This is a genomic window from Mycobacterium sp. 852013-51886_SCH5428379, from assembly GCF_001665575.1.
Taxonomy (GTDB): Bacteria; Actinomycetota; Actinomycetes; order Mycobacteriales; family Mycobacteriaceae; genus Mycobacterium.
In genome coordinates, this window is record NZ_LZSU01000019.1 from 249,373 (window position 1) to 266,089 (window position 16,717).

The 16,717-nt window shown below is 67.8% G+C and carries 17 protein-coding genes; 11 read left to right on the plus strand and 6 right to left on the minus strand.

The window, feature by feature from the left end:
• Positions 1–75 precede the first annotated feature (75 nt).
• The 3 genes from A5757_RS08560 to aspS are packed head-to-tail and all read right to left on the minus strand — an operon-like array spanning position 76 to position 3,234.
• Positions 76–519, minus strand: coding sequence for a nitroreductase family deazaflavin-dependent oxidoreductase (locus tag A5757_RS08560; RefSeq protein ID WP_066831366.1), 444 nt, complete (start codon positions 517–519; stop codon positions 76–78).
• Positions 516–1,418 carry a DUF4436 family protein gene (locus A5757_RS08565; RefSeq protein ID WP_066831368.1) on the minus strand — a complete coding sequence of 301 codons (903 nt, stop codon included), beginning with the start codon at positions 1,416–1,418 and terminating at the stop codon, positions 516–518. The genes A5757_RS08560 and A5757_RS08565 overlap by 4 nt, the downstream gene beginning before the upstream one ends.
• A gap of 37 nt (positions 1,419–1,455) precedes the next feature.
• On the minus strand, positions 1,456–3,234 hold the full coding sequence (aspS, locus tag A5757_RS08570; protein ID WP_197497293.1) for an aspartate--tRNA ligase: 1,779 nt from the start codon (positions 3,232–3,234) through the stop codon (positions 1,456–1,458).
• Between the two features lie 74 nt (positions 3,235–3,308).
• Here aspS and A5757_RS08575 point away from each other — a divergent pair, with 74 nt between their 5' ends.
• From A5757_RS08575 to A5757_RS08595, 5 genes are all read left to right on the plus strand, one after another.
• Positions 3,309–3,821: an SRPBCC family protein gene (locus tag A5757_RS08575; RefSeq protein WP_066831370.1), complete on the plus strand. Its 513-nt coding sequence runs from the start codon at positions 3,309–3,311 to the stop codon at positions 3,819–3,821.
• Between the two features lie 61 nt (positions 3,822–3,882).
• On the plus strand, positions 3,883–4,773 hold the full coding sequence (locus A5757_RS08580) for a neutral zinc metallopeptidase (RefSeq protein WP_066831374.1): 891 nt from the start codon (positions 3,883–3,885) through the stop codon (positions 4,771–4,773).
• Complete coding sequence (locus A5757_RS08585; protein WP_066831379.1) at positions 4,760–6,418, plus strand: DUF885 domain-containing protein; 1,659 nt, start codon at positions 4,760–4,762, stop codon at positions 6,416–6,418. Before A5757_RS08580 ends, A5757_RS08585 begins: the two co-directional genes overlap by 14 nt.
• Positions 6,415–6,945, plus strand: a complete 531-nt coding sequence (locus tag A5757_RS08590; protein WP_066831382.1) for a DinB family protein — start codon at positions 6,415–6,417, stop codon at positions 6,943–6,945. The genes A5757_RS08585 and A5757_RS08590 overlap by 4 nt, the downstream gene beginning before the upstream one ends.
• Positions 6,946–6,957: 12 nt before the next feature.
• The gene (locus A5757_RS08595) at positions 6,958–7,785 is read left to right on the plus strand and encodes a mycofactocin-coupled SDR family oxidoreductase (RefSeq protein ID WP_066831383.1); all 828 of its coding nucleotides are present in this window, start codon (positions 6,958–6,960) and stop codon (positions 7,783–7,785) included.
• A 16-nt stretch (positions 7,786–7,801) separates the two neighbouring features.
• On the opposite strand, the gene A5757_RS08600 is transcribed toward A5757_RS08595, so the two are convergent.
• The gene (locus A5757_RS08600) at positions 7,802–8,695 is read right to left on the minus strand and encodes an acyl-CoA thioesterase II (protein WP_066832296.1); all 894 of its coding nucleotides are present in this window, start codon (positions 8,693–8,695) and stop codon (positions 7,802–7,804) included.
• A 113-nt stretch (positions 8,696–8,808) separates the two neighbouring features.
• Between A5757_RS08600 and A5757_RS08605 the strand changes: the two genes are divergently transcribed.
• The 4 genes from A5757_RS08605 to A5757_RS08620 are packed head-to-tail and all read left to right on the plus strand — an operon-like array spanning position 8,809 to position 13,162.
• On the plus strand, positions 8,809–9,441 hold the full coding sequence (locus A5757_RS08605; protein ID WP_066831386.1) for a TetR/AcrR family transcriptional regulator: 633 nt from the start codon (positions 8,809–8,811) through the stop codon (positions 9,439–9,441).
• 43 nt (positions 9,442–9,484) lie between these two features.
• Entirely contained in the window at positions 9,485–10,714 is a 1,230-nt protein-coding gene (locus A5757_RS08610) for an amidohydrolase family protein (protein ID WP_066831389.1), read from the plus strand.
• Positions 10,715–10,745: 31 nt separating this feature from the next.
• On the plus strand, positions 10,746–11,900 hold the full coding sequence (locus A5757_RS08615) for an acyl-CoA dehydrogenase family protein (RefSeq protein WP_066831391.1): 1,155 nt from the start codon (positions 10,746–10,748) through the stop codon (positions 11,898–11,900).
• Complete coding sequence (locus tag A5757_RS08620; protein ID WP_066831393.1) at positions 11,897–13,162, plus strand: acyl-CoA dehydrogenase family protein; 1,266 nt, start codon at positions 11,897–11,899, stop codon at positions 13,160–13,162. The genes A5757_RS08615 and A5757_RS08620 overlap by 4 nt, the downstream gene beginning before the upstream one ends.
• Positions 13,163–13,166: 4 nt before the next feature.
• On the opposite strand, the gene A5757_RS08625 is transcribed toward A5757_RS08620, so the two are convergent.
• Positions 13,167–14,180, minus strand: a complete 1,014-nt coding sequence (locus A5757_RS08625; RefSeq protein WP_066831396.1) for an Rv2578c family radical SAM protein — start codon at positions 14,178–14,180, stop codon at positions 13,167–13,169.
• A gap of 138 nt (positions 14,181–14,318) precedes the next feature.
• Here A5757_RS08625 and A5757_RS08630 point away from each other — a divergent pair, with 138 nt between their 5' ends.
• Positions 14,319–14,522 (plus strand): cold-shock protein, encoded by a 204-nt coding sequence (locus tag A5757_RS08630; RefSeq protein WP_066831399.1) that lies wholly within the window; start codon positions 14,319–14,321, stop codon positions 14,520–14,522.
• A gap of 316 nt (positions 14,523–14,838) precedes the next feature.
• Here A5757_RS08630 and A5757_RS08635 read toward each other — a convergent pair whose 3' ends face one another.
• Positions 14,839–15,246: a hypothetical protein gene (locus A5757_RS08635; RefSeq protein WP_066831403.1), complete on the minus strand. Its 408-nt coding sequence runs from the start codon at positions 15,244–15,246 to the stop codon at positions 14,839–14,841.
• 196 nt (positions 15,247–15,442) lie between these two features.
• On the opposite strand from A5757_RS08635, the gene urtA reads away from it, so the two are divergent.
• On the plus strand, positions 15,443–16,708 hold the full coding sequence (gene urtA / locus A5757_RS08640) for an urea ABC transporter substrate-binding protein (RefSeq protein WP_066831405.1): 1,266 nt from the start codon (positions 15,443–15,445) through the stop codon (positions 16,706–16,708).
• Positions 16,709–16,717 lie beyond the last annotated feature (9 nt).

Genomic DNA, 16,717 nt, shown 5'->3' on the forward strand with positions numbered 1-16,717 from the left:
GCGAAACAGCGTTCCCGGTCCTCAGGACGGCGTCTTCGCAGACTGGAATGCTGTTTCGCGCAGGGGGACGTGCGGCTATGCGCGGGTGAGCTCGAACAGCGGAATCACCCGGTCGGTCCTGGCCTGATAGTCGGCCAACATGGGCGCCACTTCGATGATCTTCGGGTAGGTCGCGTCGCGTTCGTCAGCCGGCAGCTCGCGGACGTCGACGTCGTAGGCGTCCGTGCCCACCTCGATGTAGGCCTTGGGGTGGGCACGCAGGTTGTGCACCCACGCCGGATCCTTCGGCGCCCCGGCGTACGAGCCCACGATCAGCATCCTGCCGTCGACGGTCATGTAGGCCAACGGTGAGACTCGCTTCTTGCCGCTCTTGGCGCCGGTCGTGTGCAGCAGCAGCAGCGTGGCGCCCTCGAAGGGACCGCCCACCTTGCCGCCGTTGGCGCGGAACTCTTCGACGATCGCGGTGTTGAAATCGTTGAGGGCGCCGATGTCGACGGGATTGTTTGCAGATTCGGTCATGTGACCTCCAACTTCTTCGGCTCGGAATCCAACCTCGTCTGCCGCCACCAGGCGATGACGAAGACGACCATTGCCCCGGCCAGGGCGATGAGGACCCAGAGGATCACCGCCAGATCGATCCACGCCCCCGGCGGCGGGGCACCGGGCAGGATCGTCCGCAACGGGACGACCGCGAACAGCATCGCCGCGAACCAGGTGATGAACGGCGGCTGGAACTTTCGACGGTTCAGCAACATCTCGATCGCCACGAACAGCGCGGTGGCCGGCAGGGTGAGCAGGACAAGCAGGATGCCGATGTCCATGGCGTGCGCGCCGCGGGTGCGCTGAAGGGTGAACTGCACGGTCTGCACCGGCCCCCAGGGCGCGGAGATCTCCCCCATCCGGGCCTCGATGTGCCAGCCGTTGACGCTCCCGCCCACGACGACCGGGGCGGGGAGTGCGAGCCGGCCGTCACCCTCCGCGACGGACGCCTCCACCCCGATGACGTCGGTCGTGTACGAATCCACGGGCCAGTCGTCGGGATCCCCGACCGCCACCAGGCTGGTGGTCGACTCGTTGCCGGCGAGGTCGTCGTGCACGTAGATGAGCCGCCCGGATTCCGTCCACGAGCTGAGCCGGACGACGGGATCGCGCACCGCCTCCGGGCCGTTGGCCAGGATCGCGGTACCCGGACGCAGCAGTACGTCGACGGTGAGGCGGTTCTCCGAAACATCGACCTGGCGCAACCGGATGACGACGGCCGACTGGTCGTCGACGGAGGCCTCCGCGAATTCGAAGGCCTGTGGTGGCTGCTCCAGAAGGCGGTACCCGACCAGCGATGCCACGTAGACCGCCAGGATCGCCACCACGGTGGTCAGGACGGTGGCGTTGGGCGGGCGGAACCGGCGGGGCCCGGGCACGCGCGGATCGTATCCCGGCCCCCCGGTCAGAAAGTGCTTATGCGCCGCCCTTGGCGGGTTTGGCGTCGATGCCCGACTCGCGACGCTGCTGCACCGTGATGGGCGACGGCGCACCGGTCAGCGGATCGACCCCGCCGCCGGACTTCGGGAACGCGATCACCTCGCGGATCGAGTCGACACCGGCCAGCAGCGCGGTGATGCGGTCCCAGCCGAACGCGATACCACCATGCGGCGGCGCGCCGAAAGTGAACGCGTCCAACAGGAATCCGAACTTGTCCTGCGCCTCGTCGTGATCGATGCCCATCATCGCGAACACCCGCTCCTGGACGTCGCGGCGATGGATACGGATCGATCCGCCACCGATCTCGTTGCCGTTGCAGACGATGTCGTACGCATCGGCGAGCGCACTGCCCGGATCAGTGTCGAACGTCTGCTCCGACTGCGGCTGCGGAGCGGTGAACGCGTGGTGCACGGCCGTCCACGCCCCGGATCCGACGGCCACGTCACCGGCCGCGGTGGCCTCCTCCGCCATCTCGAACAGCGGCCAGTCCACCACCCACGTGAAGGCCCACGCATCGGGGTCGATCAGGTCCAGCCGTTTGGCGATCTCGCCGCGTGCCGCACCCAGCAACGCGCGGGAGGACTTGACCGGTCCGGCCGCGAAGAAGATGCAGTCGCCGGGGGCGGCGCCGACATGGGCGGCCAGCCCCTCGCGCTCGGCGTCGGTGAGGTTCTTGGCGACCGGCCCGCCGAGGGTGCCGTCTTCGCCGACGAGGACGTAGGCCAGCCCCTTCGCACCGCGCTGTTTGGCCCACTCCTGCCAGCCGTCGAGGGTGCGCCGGGGCTGCGAGGCGCCTCCGGGCATCACCACCGCGCCGACATAGGGCGCCTGGAAGACGCGGAAGGTGGTGTCGGCGAAGAACTCTTTGCACTCCACCAGCTCGAGCCCGAACCGCAGATCCGGTTTGTCCGTCCCGAACCGGCGCATCGCCTCGTCGTAGGAGATGCGCGGCAACGGTGTGGGCAGGTCGTGGCCGATCGTGGCCCACACGGCGCGCAGGACCTGTTCGGACACCGCGATGACGTCCTCGGCCGAGACGAAGCTCATCTCCATGTCGAGCTGGGTGAACTCCGGCTGCCGATCGGCGCGGAAATCCTCGTCGCGGTAGCAGCGCGCGATCTGGTAGTAGCGCTCCATACCGGCCACCATCAGCAGTTGCTTGAACAGCTGCGGGCTCTGCGGCAGTGCGTAGAACGAACCGGGCTGCAACCGTGCAGGGACCAGGAAGTCGCGCGCACCCTCGGGCGTGGACCGGGTCATGGTCGGGGTCTCGATCTCCACGAAGTCGTGACCGGCCAGCACCTCGCGGGCGGCGGCGTTGACCCTCGAGCGCAGCCGCAGGGCCTTGCCCGGGCCTTCGCGGCGCAGGTCGAGGTAGCGGTAGCGCAGCCGCGCCTCCTCGCCGGGCTCCTCGTCGAGCTGGAACGGCAGCGGGGCGCTCTCCCCCAGCACCGTCAGCGTGGTGGCGTTGACCTCGATGCCACCGGTCGGGATGTCGGCGTTCTCGTTGCCCTCGGGACGGACCTCGACGATGCCCTCGACGGCGACGCAGTACTCGGCGCGCAACCGGTGGGCCGCCTCGAGCACGGCGCCTTCGCGGAACACCACCTGCGACACACCGGATGCGTCGCGCAGGTCGATGAAGATGACGCCGCCGTGGTCGCGGCGCCGGGCCACCCAGCCCGCCAGCGTCACCTTCTGACCGGCGTCGGTTGGCCGCAGCGATCCGGCGGGGTGACTGCGCAGCACGAACAACTCCTGACGACGGGAGAAAACGGAACCGCCACAGTCTAGAGGGATGGTCGGGTGGACACTTCCGGCTACTGTGTATGGCCATGCACGCCTGCGAACGCGTCGGCCTGGACTTCGTCGACTCTGCGCCGTTCCGATTCGTCAGCACGGTCGATCTCGCGATCACTCCCGAGCAGGTCTTCGAGGTGCTCGCCGACGCCGAATCGTGGCCGCACTGGGCGAGCGTCATCACCAAGGTCACCTGGACCAGCCCCGAACCGCGCGGCGTGGGCACCACCCGAACTGTGCAGATGCGCGGCGGCATCGTCGGCCACGAGGAGTACCTGGCGTGGGAACCGTTCCGGCGCATGGCTTTCCGGTTCAACGAGGCGTCCACGGGCAGCATCGCGGCGTTCGCCGAGGACTACCGCGTCGTCGAGACACCGGGCGGCTGCCATCTGACCTGGGTGATGGCGATGAAGCCCGACGGGGCGGCGGCCCGGCTGGGCATGTCGCTGGGCCGGCCGGTGATGGCCTGGCTGTTCCAGCGGTTCCTGCACAACCTGCGCCGTTACACCGACGAGCGCTATCGGGACACGCCCGAATCGTAGTGTGGGAGGGTGAACACCGGCGCTGAGTCGGGCGCCTCACCGAGTCCGGACGGAGCCTGCGATGACCTTCAACGAAGGTATGCGGATCGACACCAGCACCACGTCGAGCAGCGGAGGCGGACGCGGGGGTGGCCGCGGCATCGCGGTCGGCGGCGGCATCGGCGGGCTGCTGATCGTGGTGGTGGCGCTGTTCCTCGGCGTCGACCCCGGCACGGTGCTGCCCCAGCAGGAGCAGCTGGGCACCGAGGGCGTCGAGACGCCCGGATTCGACCTGAGCCAGTGCCGGACCGGAGCCGACGCCAACCAGTTCGTACAGTGCCGGGTGGTCGCCACGGGCAATTCGCTCGATGCGGTGTGGGCGCAGCTCGATCCGGGCTACACCAGGCCGCGGGTGGAGATCTTCCAGGGACGGGTGGACACCGCGTGTGGACCGGCCACCAGCGCGGTGGGTCCGTTCTACTGCCCCGGTGACCAGACCGCCTATTTCGACACCGACTTCTTCGACGTGCTGACGACCCAGTTCGGCTCCAGTGGTGGGCCGTTCGCACAGGAGTATGTGGTGGCCCACGAGTTCGGCCACCACGTGCAACAGCTGCAGGGCTCGCTCGCGCGCGCGCAGCAGGATCCAGAGGGGCCCACCGGCGGCGGCGTGCGTACCGAGTTGCAGGCGGACTGCTACGCGGGCGTGTGGGCGCACTACGCATCGGTGACGGTCCAGGAGAGCACCGGCGTGCCGTTCCTGGAACCGTTGACAGACAAGGACATCGCCGACGCGCTGTCCGCGGCGGCGGCCGTGGGCGACGACCGGATCCAGGAGGCTGCCACCGGCCGGGTCAATCCCGAGTCGTGGACCCACGGCTCCTCCGAACAGCGGCAGAAGTGGTTCACCGTCGGCTACCAGACCGGCGATCCGCAGAAATGCGATACATTCGCCACCAATGACCTCGGCTAGACATCCAACGGCCGTCGACGCCGTCGCGGAACGCTATCTCGACACCCTGGCCGCGCTCGATCCCTGTGCGGCAACAGAACTGGGCATCAGCGGCGGTGACCGCAACTACGACGAGGAGATCACCGACTACTGCCCCGACGCCGTCGCCGAACGCGCCGAGGCCGCCAGGGCCGCGCTGCGGGAACTCGACGCCGTGGTGGCCGTCGACGAGGCCGACGCGGTCACCGCGGCGGCCATGCGCGAACGTCTCGGTGTGCTGCTCGACATCCACGACGCGGGCCTGGACGTCGGCGAGCTCAACGTGATCGCCTCGCCGCTGCAGACCATGCGCGACGTGTTCGACCTGATGGCCACCGACACCGACGACGACTGGGCGGTGATCAGCCGCCGCCTGGCGAAACTGCCGCAGCGGGTACCCGGTTACGCCGAGGCGCTGTGCGCCGCGGCGGACGGCCCGCATCCACCGGCCATCCGTCAGGTGCGCCGCGGTATCGACCAGGCCGACCAGATCGCGCGACTGTTCGTCGACATGGTGGCCGGGGCTGCCCCGGACCGACCGGCGCTGCAGGCCGACCTGGACCGGCACGCCGCCGCGGCCGGCGACGCCTACCGCGAGTTGAGCCGAGTGCTGGCCGACGAGCTGGCTCCGCGGGCGCGGGAACGCGACGCCGTCGGCCGGGACGCCTACCGGCTGATGTCGCGATCGTTCCTCGGCACCGAGATCGACCTGGACGAAACCTACGCGTGGGGCCTCGAGCAGCTCGATTCGATTGTCGCCGAACAGGAGACGGTCGCTGACCGGCTCTACCCCGGGGTGTCGGTCGCCGAGACCGTCAGCCGTCTGGACGACGAACCGCGCTACCAGGTCCATGGCACCGATGCGTTGCAACAGTGGATGCAGGACCTGTCCGACCGCGCGGTCGACGCGCTGGCGGGCACCCACTTCGACATCGACCCCGCCCTGCGCAATCTCGAGTGCCGGATCGCCCCGACGCAGACCGGCGGCATCTACTACACCGGCCCGTCCGAGGATCTGACGCGGCCGGGCCGGATGTGGTGGTCGGTGCCGCCCGGTAAGGACGTCTTCCACACCTGGCAGGAGACCACCACCGTCTTCCACGAGGGTGTGCCCGGCCACCATCTGCAGATCGGACGTGCGGTGGTGCTCGCCGGCGAGCTGAACCGCTGGCGTCGGCTGGGCTGCTGGGTGTCCGGGCATGGTGAGGGCTGGGCGCTCTACGCCGAACGGCTGATGGCCGAACTGGGCTGGCTCGACGACGACGGCGCCCGTATGGGCATGCTCGACGCGCAGCGGTTCCGGGCCGCGCGGGTGGCCATCGACATCGGCGTGCACTGCGAACTCACCGCTCCCGACGGTGGCCGGTGGGACGTGACCAGGGCGTGGGACTTCCTCGCGCAGCATTCGGCGCAGTCGGACAAGCACCGCAGCTTCGAACTCGACCGCTACCTCGGCTGGCCCGGTCAGGCGCCGTCATACGCCGTCGGGCAACGGATCTGGCAGCAACTGCGTGAGTCCATGCTGGCAGAGAGCATGCCCCTCAAAGACTTCCATCGCCGCGCCCTGGACCTGGGCGGCCTCCCCCTCGATGTGCTGCGGTCGGCGCTGCTCGGCGAGTTCACATGACCGGCGACGCGATCGAACCCGACACCAAGGACTGGACCTGGGTGCTGGACCGGCCCTGCCCGGAGTGCGGTTTCGACGCGACCGCCGTGGCGTCGGCCGAGGTCGGCGACCACCTCCGCTGCGACGCCGACGAGTGGCTCCGGCGCCTCGGCGCTCCCGGCGCCGCAACGCGCCGGAACCCGGCGGCCTGGTCCGTCCTCGAATACGGCTGCCACGTCCGCGATGTCCACCGGATCTTCAACCAGCGGGTCCGATCGATGCTCACCCAGCACGAACCGCTGTTCGCCAACTGGGACCAGGACCGCACCGCCGTCGAGGACGACTACGCGTCCCAGGACCCCGCCGTGGTGGCCGGCGAACTGTTCGACGCCGCGATCACCGTGGCCGACACCTATGCCGCCGTGCCCGACGACGGATGGTCGCGCCGCGGATTACGCAGCAATGGAAGCGAATTCACAATCGCCTCGATATCGCTGTACCACCTGCACGACATCGTGCACCATGCGTGGGACGTCGATGAGCATTGAGGAGCTGACCACATGACGGACGAGAACCTGCCCCTCGCCGGCCGGGTGGCCTACGTGACGGGCGCGGCGCGCGGTCAGGGACGGTCGCACTGCGTACGCCTGGCGCGCGCTGGTGCCGACATCGTCGCGATCGACGCCTGCGCGCCGGTCAGTGACGCCAACGGTTATCCGCCCGCCGACCCATCCGATCTGGCCGAAACGGTCGCCCTGGTCGAGGGCGAGGGGCGCAAGATCGTCGCCGCACCCGTCGACGTCCGCGACGCCGACGGTCAGATGCGGGTGGTCGCCGACGCCGTCGCCCAGTTCGGGCGCCTCGACATCGTCGTCGCGAACGCTGGAGTCCTCAACTGGGGCCGGCTGTGGGAGATTTCGCCCCAGCAGTGGCAGGACACCCTCGACACCAACCTCACCGGCGTCTGGAACACGATCCGCGCGGTCGTTCCCCCGATGATCGCCGCGGGCAACGGCGGCTCCATCATCACCATCAGCTCCGCAGCGGGCATCAAGGCGGTTCCCGGCTGTGGACACTACTGCGCCAGCAAGTTCGGCGTCGTCGGGCTGACCAACTCGCTCGCGGTGGAACTCGGCGAGTTCGGCATCCGCGTCAACTCGGTGCACCCGTACGGCACCGACACCCCGATGGGTAACGACACGTCGATGTATCAGATCTTCGCCGATCACCAGACCTACATCCACAGCTTCTCGCCCGGCGCGCTGCCGACCGATTCGCTGGCCGCGCCCGAACTGGTGTCCGACATCGTGGTGTGGTTGGCCGGCGACGCGTCGTCCCTGGTCACCGCGGCCCAGATCCCCGCCGACAAGGGCTATCTCAAGATCTAACTGCGCCCTCGATCGCTCAGAGTCGCGACTGCTCCTTGATCGACGTGTCGGTGGTGCGCAGCGGGCGGATCAGACCGTCCTGGGCGAACGAGGCGATGAGTTCACCCTCCTCGGTGTGCACGGTCCCGCGCACGTAGGACATTCCCGCACCGACCTGCGTGCTCTCGTGGCCGTAGAGCAGCCAGCCGTTCCAGGCAACGGGCTCGTGAAAGCTCACGGTGACCGTCATCGGCGCCGTCGACACCGTCAGGTGCGCCTGCGCTGTGCCGATCCCCTCGTGCGCCCGCATCGTGGTCGAAATGCCGAGGTGGCCGGTGAAATACGCGATGAGCGCCTTCGCGAGGTCGTCGCGCTGCGGGATCGGGTCGTAGTGCAACCACGCGTACAACTCGGGCGGGCCCACCTCGTCGGGGCTGTTGACGTCGGCCACGTCGACCACCCGCACCTGCCGCCCGGTCATCGGCATGCCGCCGTCGTAGGCGTCGGCGGGCGCGGCCACGTCGGCCCGCGGCAGGTGATGGCGGATGACGTCGCCCGACGGTACGTCGGTGAACACCGTCACCGTGATGCACCGCTTGCCGTTCTGCGATGCCGTCACCACCGCGGTGGCCGTCGACCGGCCCTCGCTGACGACGTCGATGTCGAGTTCCACCGGCGGGCCCACCGTCACCACCCGGGCGAACACCGCGTGCACGGACCGCACCGACTTGCCCTCGAACCGCTTGGCCGCAGCAACGATGGCCTGGGCCACGACCTGCGTGCCCTCGACCACCTGGCGCTCGTCGGCGCCGGCAATACCGGTGTCGGCGGTGAATTGGTTCTCGCCTGCGGGTTGGGCGTCGAACAGGTCAAGCAGCGTCTGGACCGTCCACGGCGTCTGCTGTGAAGTGTGGCCTGCATCCGTCGTCATCTTCACGCCTCTTTCGTCGGGGGTTCCGTCACTTAGAGTTAGGTACCCAGAGAAGGTACTAGCCTTCTGCCAAAGCGGTAACGTCATTCTCATCACGAGGCGAGAGGCGTCTTATGGCGAAGGGCAGCGCGCGGGCTCCCGGCAGTCCGACGATCCCCACCGCCGACACCGGAGAGACCAGGCCGCAGCGCTTCATGCGGTCCGCACTGGAGATCCTCGGCGAGACCGGACGCTCGGACTTCACGGTCCTCGAGGTGGTCGAACGGTCCAAGACGTCGCTACGCAGCTTCTACCAGCACTTCTCGACCAAAGACGAACTCCTGCTCGCCTTGATCGACCGGATCATGTCGGAGTCGGCACTGCGCTGGCGCGCGGCCACCGACGACCAGCCGAGCCGGGAAGCGCTGCGGACGCTCATCGATCGCCTGTGCGTCCCCGCGGGCTCCGGCACGCAGGACCGGGTCAACCGGGGTCTGACGTCGTACAACGACCGTCTCGCCGAGACGCTGCCACGGGACTACGCCAGGGTGCTCGCCCCGCTGCATGCTCTGATCAGCGACATCATCCGTCGCGGCATCAGCGAACAGGCGTTCCGCGATGACATCGACGCGGACGCGACCGCAGCGATGATCATGCATACCGCGTTGGGTGCGATGCGGATGCGCGTGCTGGGCGCGGAACTCGCCGGCGTCCCGGTCGAGGGTGAGCACATCTACGCATTCTGCCTGCGCAGCATCGAGTGGTAATGTCATTACCGCTTCACGCGAACCCGACTTCCAGGAGGCGGATATGCCGTCACGCGAGCTGTCCTATCCCGTTTTCGATGCGGACAACCACTTCTACGAGCCGCAAGAGGCGCTGACGCAGTTCCTGCCGGAGCACCGCAAGGGCATCATCGACTACATCGACGTCCGCGGCCGGACCAAGATCGTCGTGCGCAACACGATCAGCGACTACATCCCCAACCCCACCTTCGAGGTGGTCGCGCGGCCGGGCGCGCAGGAGGAGTACTTCCGGCACGGCAGCGGCGGCAAGAGTTTCCGGGAGATCATGGGCAAACCGATGAAGGCGATCCCGGCCTTCCGGAACCCGCAGGCCCGCCTCGAGGTGCTCGACAGCCTCGGCCTGGACTACACGATCATGTTCCCGACCCTGGCCAGCCTCGTCGAAGAGCGGCTCAAGGACGACCCCGACGCGATCCTCGACATCATCCACGCCCTCAACCAGTGGATGTACGAGACGTGGCAGTTCAACTACGAAGACCGGATCTTCTCCACGCCGGTCATCAACCTCAGCGTGGTCGACCGGGCGCTCGAGGAGCTGCAGTGGTGCCTGGAGCGGGGCGCCAAGACCGTCCTGGTGCGACCCGCCCCGGTGCCCGGCTACCGCGGCACCCGGTCGATGGGGCTGCCGGAGTTCGACCCGTTCTGGGACGCCTGCGTCAAGGCCGGCATCCCGGTGTGCATGCACGCCTCCGACAGTGGCTACGCGCAGTACCTCAACGACTGGGAGCCGGCCGACGAGTTCCTGCCGTTCAAGCCGACCTCCTTCCGGATGGTCGCGATGGGCAAGCGACCCATCGAGGACACCATGGCCGCCCTGGTGTGCCACGGCGCACTGACCCGCAACCCGGATCTGCGCATCCTGTCGATCGAGAACGGCGCCTCCTGGGTGCCGTACCTGTTCTACCAGTTCAAGGACGTCTACTCGAAGATGCCGCAGGAGTTCCCGGAGGACCCGATCCAGGCGTTCCGGCGCGGCGTGTACGTGGCACCGTTCTGGGAGGACGACTTCAAGCAGATGGCCGATCTGCTCGGCATCGACCGGGTGATCTTCGGGTCGGACTGGCCGCACCCAGAGGGGCTCGCCGATCCGATCAACCTCGTCGGCGACCTGGAGCAGATGGGCCTCGACGATAGCGGCATCCGAAAGATCATGGGCGGCAATCTCGTCGACCTGTTCAAGGTGCCCAACAAGAAGGTCTACAAGCCCGACGTACCCGCACTCGTCCTGACCTGACCACCCCTCCGCCGACGGCTGAACGGATCTCATGACCGACGTGGCAAGCCCAGAACAGATGCTCTTCGCCTCCACGGCGCAGGCCTTCCTCGAGAAGGAGGCCTCGCTGGGCAAGGTGCGAGAGTTGCACGCCGAAGGCGCCGAGTTCGATCCCGGATGGTGGCAACGTGCCGCCGAGCTGGGGTGGGCCAGCCTGCTGGTGCCCGAGGAACTCGGCGGCGGCAGCGTATCCGGCAACGGGGTGCAGGATCTGGCGCTGGTCGCCGAGCAGATCGGGCACACCGTCGCGCCCGGCCCGCTGCATCCGGTCAGCACCGTCCTCGCCGGACTCGTCGACGCCTGCAGGGATGACGCTCAGGCACAGCGCCACGGCGAGTTGATCGAGGCGCTGGTGTCCGGGGAGACCGTCGCCTCCTGGGCGGTTTACGAACCCGGCCGCCAGTGGGATCCGTTACAGGCCAATGTGACCGCGACGCCGGTCGACGGCGGTTACCGCATCGACGGCATCAAGGACCGAGTGGAGGCGGGTGCCCGCAGCGCGGTGCTGCTGGTGACCGCCCGCGACGGCGACGACCTGCGGCAGTTCCTGGTGCCCACCGATGCCGCCGGCGTGACGATCACCGAACAGCGCTCGGTCGACCTGGTCAAGCGGTACGCCCGGGTGGAGTTCGACGGCGTGACCGTCGACGAGTCCGCGGCGGTGGGCTCCGCGGCCGAGACCGCGACGCTGATCGACCTCCAGAGCCAGATCGCCCAGGTGCTGCAGTGCGCCGAGGTGCTCGGCATCTTGCAGACCGTCGTCGACTTCACCGTCCAGTGGGCCTTCGACCGGCATTCGTTCGGCCGACCGCTCGCGTCCTACCAGGCGCTCAAGCACCGGTTCGCCGACCTGAAGATCCATCTCGAGGCCTGCCGGGCCGCCACCCGGGCCGCGGTCCGGGCTGTCGCCGACCGCTCCCCCGACGCCGCCTTCTCCGTCAGCGTCGCGAAATCCTATGTCGGCGAACATGCGTCGTCGATGATCCAGGACGCCGTGCAGCTGCACGGCGGCATCGGCGTGACGTGGGAACACGACCTGCACCTGTATCTGCGGCGGGCCACGCTGTACCGGTCGCTGTTCGGCACCCCCGAAGACCACAACCTGCGTGTGTATGCGCTGCACGACGAACTGGAGTCTGCGTCATGACCGAGGCCACCACCACCGAGCAATCCCCGGTGACGGCGCCGGAGAGCGTCGAGGAGTTCCGTGCCAGGGCGCAGGCCTGGCTGGCCGAGAACATGCCGCGCATCGACCCCGCAAACCCGCCGGACGCCGACCGCGGCGAGGAGGGCCCGTGGCTGCGTGCCCGCGAACTCCAGAAGAAGCTGCACGCAGGCGGATTCGCCGGCATCTGCTTCCCGAGGGAGTACGGCGGCCTCGGCTATCCGATTGCCTACCAGCGGGCGTTCGACGCGGTGTCCAAGGAATACGAGCTGCCGATCATCCTGAACACTCCGACGTTCACGATCTGCGGGGCCACCATCCTCGACACCGGGTCCGAAGAGCAGAAGCGCAAACACATCTCGGCCGTCATCCGCGGTGAGCAGATCCTGGTGCAGTTGCTGTCCGAACCCAGCGGCGGCTCCGATCTGGCCGGTGTCATCACCCGCGCCGACCGGCAGGGCGACAAATGGGTGATCAACGGCGCCAAGACGTGGAGCACCAGCGCGTTCGCCGCGGACTACGGGCTGCTGCTCGCGCGCACCGACTGGAACGTGCCCAAACACGAAGGGCTGACGATGTTCCTGGTGCCGCTGGACGCACCGGGCATCACGATGCGGCGCATCAAACAGGTCGACGGCGGCAACGAGTTCTGCGAGGAGTTCTTCGACAATCTCGAACTCGGCGATGACGCCGTGGTGGGCGAGGTGAACAAGGGCTGGGAAGTCGCGTCCCGGCAGCTCTACCACGAACGCCGTGCGGTGGGTGGTGGCTCCGAATTCGCCAGCGGTATAGGCCCGGAGGGCGTCACCGACCAGCCGGTGGACTACCGGGAGTTGCTCGCCGAGACCGGCCAGTCCGACAGCGAACGGGCGCGGGAGATGGCGGGTCGGGCGCTGGTGCAGCGCGCGGTGCAGGAGCAGCTGATCGACCACGTGTACCACGGGGTTCTCGACGGCTCGCTGCCCCAGGCCGCCGGCTCCATCATCCGAATCACCCACGCCGAATCCATCCAGTTCGAAATCGACACGGCGCTCGCGCTTCTGGGTGCAGCGGGTGTCGTCGACGGCGGCGATCAGCTGATCCGCTACGGCGACCGTTATCTGACTCGACAGACCGCGTCGCTGGGCGGCGGCACCACTGAGATCGCCCGCAACATCATCGGCGAACGGGTGCTCGGCTTCCCGCGCGAGGCCGCCGCCGACCGCGGGGTGCCGTTCAAGGACGTCAAGCGCAACAAGAACTGAGGGGTCAGAACAGGGTCGGCTGAACGGTGGCCGCAGCCACCGGCACCGCGACGGGTGGCGGCGCAGCGCGCCGGTCCCGACCCAGCCCGTGCTTGGTCAGCAGCGGTGCGGCACGGCGCGAGAGCTTTTCCCGGTAGTCGGCGGGTAGGTATGCGCTGCGCCGGTACAGCGCCTGGTAGTCGGCGACCAGTTCCGGACGAGCGCGCGACAGCCAGGACATGAACCAGCCGCGAGTGGCGCCCCGCAGGTGCAGGCCGAACACCGTCGCCGTGTTCGCGCCCGCGGCGGCGATCCGGCCGAGCAGATCGTCGAGGTGGTCGACGGAGTCGGTCAACCCCGGCAGCACCGGCGCCACCATCACGTGGCAGTCCAGTCCGGCCTCCCGAATAGCGGTGATCAGCGACAGCCGGGCCTGCGGCGACGGCGTCCCGGGTTCGAGGTCGTGCTGCAGGTCGGCATCGCCGACCGCCAGGGACACCGCGACGCTGACCGATACCCGCCGTGCGGCCTCCGACAGCTGGGGCAGGTCCCGGCGCAGCAGGGTGCCTTTGGTCAGGATGGACATCGGGGTTCCTGAATCCGATAGAGCGGCAATGATTCCCGGCATCAGCGCATAGCGGCCCTCGGCCCGCTGATAGGGGTCGGTGTTGGTGCCGAGAGCCACGGTGTCGCACCGCCACGACGGTCTGCGGAGTTCGCGCCGAAGGACGTCGGCGACGTTGGTCTTCACCACGACCTGGGTGTCGAAGTCGGTGCCGACGTCGAGGTCGAGGTACTCGTGGGTGGGCCGGGCGAAGCAGTACCGGCAGGCGTGCGAGCAACCGCGGTAGCCGTTCACGGTGTACTGGAACGGCAGCATGGCGGCGTTGGGCACCTTGTTGAGAGCCGATTTGCACAGCACCTCGTGGAACGTCATGCCCTCGAAGTGTGGGGTGCGCACACTGCGCACGAACCCGATCCGCTGCAGGCCAGGCAAAGATCCGTCGTCGACTTCCACAGCTTGTCCGGCCCACCGCATACCCTCTATTCGAACTGACGTTCGACACGCTGTCAAGCGTCCGCCGGGCGCCAGATTCCCCGGATCATGGTCACCTCTGTTAGGCTGGCCGCAGAATGCTTTTCTGCATTCGCAGGTAAATGGAAAGAAATCAGCAATATGGCACAGGGAACTGTGAAATGGTTCAACAGCGAAAAGGGCTTCGGCTTCATCGCTCCCGACGGCGGCTCTGAGGACGTTTTCGTCCACTACTCCGAGATTCAGAGCAGCGGCTTCCGCTCTCTCGAAGAGAATCAGCGCGTCGAGTTCGAGATCGGCCAGGGCTCCAAGGGCCCGCAGGCCACCGCGGTCACCGCGATCTGACAGACTTGAAAAATGTGGGCCGCCGGATTATCCGGCGGCCCACATTTTTGCGTTATGGCGTTCTCGCTCAGCGCTTCTCGGACTGGTCGGCGTCGGAGAACTCCGGCGTCTGGACCGGGGCCGACGAATGCGGCGCCGCACCGGTTTCGGTGATCGGGTGCGAGAACAGTGAATTCTCATTCATGAGGGGATCTCCTAACGGAGAATCTCGGAGGTCCGGCCGCTCGGCGGCCGCGGAACACCGTGCACAACACGGCTCTGCTCGAGCGTACTCCCCTCTCCGGTCCGGCTGATGGGGTACCGGGGCACACCGGGCCTACCACGGCCGCAGTGAACACTGCACACCGCTGCCGCCCTGCTGCGAGACGACGACCTGACCGTCCACGGCGATCTCGCAATGGAACTCCGGATTCACCCGCAACCCACCGCTGGCACTGACGAACGCCCACTGGGTCGGGTCGGCCAGGGTCGTCTCGAAGGTCCAAGGCGTAGCCGGCCCGACCGACAGCCGTGCTGCGGGCATGTACTGCGGCGAATTCGCTTCGGCCTGAGTCGGCGGGTCGGCGCTGATGTAGTAGATGTTCGCCATCAGATCGCTGGTGGTGGTGATCGTGTACCGCACCGTGTGCGCCTCCGGATCGGCGACCGCCGTGGCCGGGCTGAGCGCCACCGCGGCCAGCGCCGTCAGCACCGCCGCCACGGCCCTGCTCGTCGATGTTCCCATGACCTTGTCATCGGCGCTGCGCCCCGCCGCGTTACCCGTTGAGCTACGGGTTAACTCGGCCGTCACACACAGACACTTCAAAGAAACACGGGCGCTCTAACGTCCCGAATCGACACACGACGGTGTCTCACCCTCCTGCGCGTGAGCCGATGTCGATCGGCGTGATCGCGCGATCGGACACGACGAGAGGCTCTCCATGCGACCACCCCGGCGCTTCGCGCTCAAGAAGTCGGCCCTGGCCACAACCGGCCTCGTCCTGACCGCAGGTCTGGTTCTGTCGGGCTGCGGCAGCAAGGCCAGCGACACCGAAGGCGCCGCCGCGCAGTCCTGCGTGGACACCTCGGGTCCGACGATCAAGGTGGGCTCGCTGAACTCGCTGTCGGGCACGATGGCGATCTCCGAGGTCACCGTCCGCGACTCCATCAAGCTCGCGGTCGACGAGATCAACGGCGCAGGCGGCGTGCTGGGCAAGCAGATTCAGCTCATCGGCGAGGACGGCGCATCGGAGCCGACGGTGTTCGCGGAGAAGGCCGAGAAGCTGATCAGCAGCGACTGCGTGGCCGCGGTGTTCGGCGGCTGGACGTCGTCGAGTCGCAAGGCCATGCTGCCGGTCTTCGAGAGCGCGAACTCGCTGCTGTACTACCCGGTGCAGTACGAGGGCCTCGAGGCGTCGAAGAACATCTTCTACACGGGCGCCACCACCTACCAGCAGATCGTGCCGGCCCTGGACTACCTCAAGGAGCGCGGCGTGAAATCGCTGTACCTGGTGGGTAGCGACTACGTGTTCCCCCAGACGGCCAACCGCATCATCAAGGCCTACGCCGAGGCCAACGGCATCGAGATCAAGGGTGAGGACTACACGCCCCTGGGCTCGACCGACTTCTCCACCATCGTCAACAAGGTGCGCAGCGCCGACGCCGACGCCGTATTCAACACTCTCAACGGCGATTCCAACGTCGCGTTCTTCCGCGAGTACAAGAACGTCGGCCTGACCCCGCAGGACATGCCGGTGGTGTCGGTGTCGATCGCCGAGGAAGAGGTCGGCGGTATCGGTGTCCAGAACATCACCGGCCAGCTGACGGCCTGGAACTACTACCAGACCATCGACACCCCGGTGAACAACGCGTTCGTCGCGGCGTACAAGAAGGCCTACGGCGCCAACAAGCCCACCTCGGACCCGATGGAAGCCGCCTACGTGTCGGTCTACCTGTGGAAGAACACCGTTGAGAAGGCGAAGTCGTTCGACGTCAAGGCGATTCAGGACAACGCGGGCGGCGTCACGTTCGACGCACCCGAAGGCCTGGTGACCATCGACGGCGAGAACCACCACATCACCAAGACCGCCCGCATCGGCGAGATCCGTCCCGACGGCCTCATCTACACGATCTGGGAGTCCCCCGGCCCGATCGAGCCGGATCCGTACCTGAAGTCGTACCCGTGGGCCGCCGGTCTGTCGAGCTGAGTTTTCCTC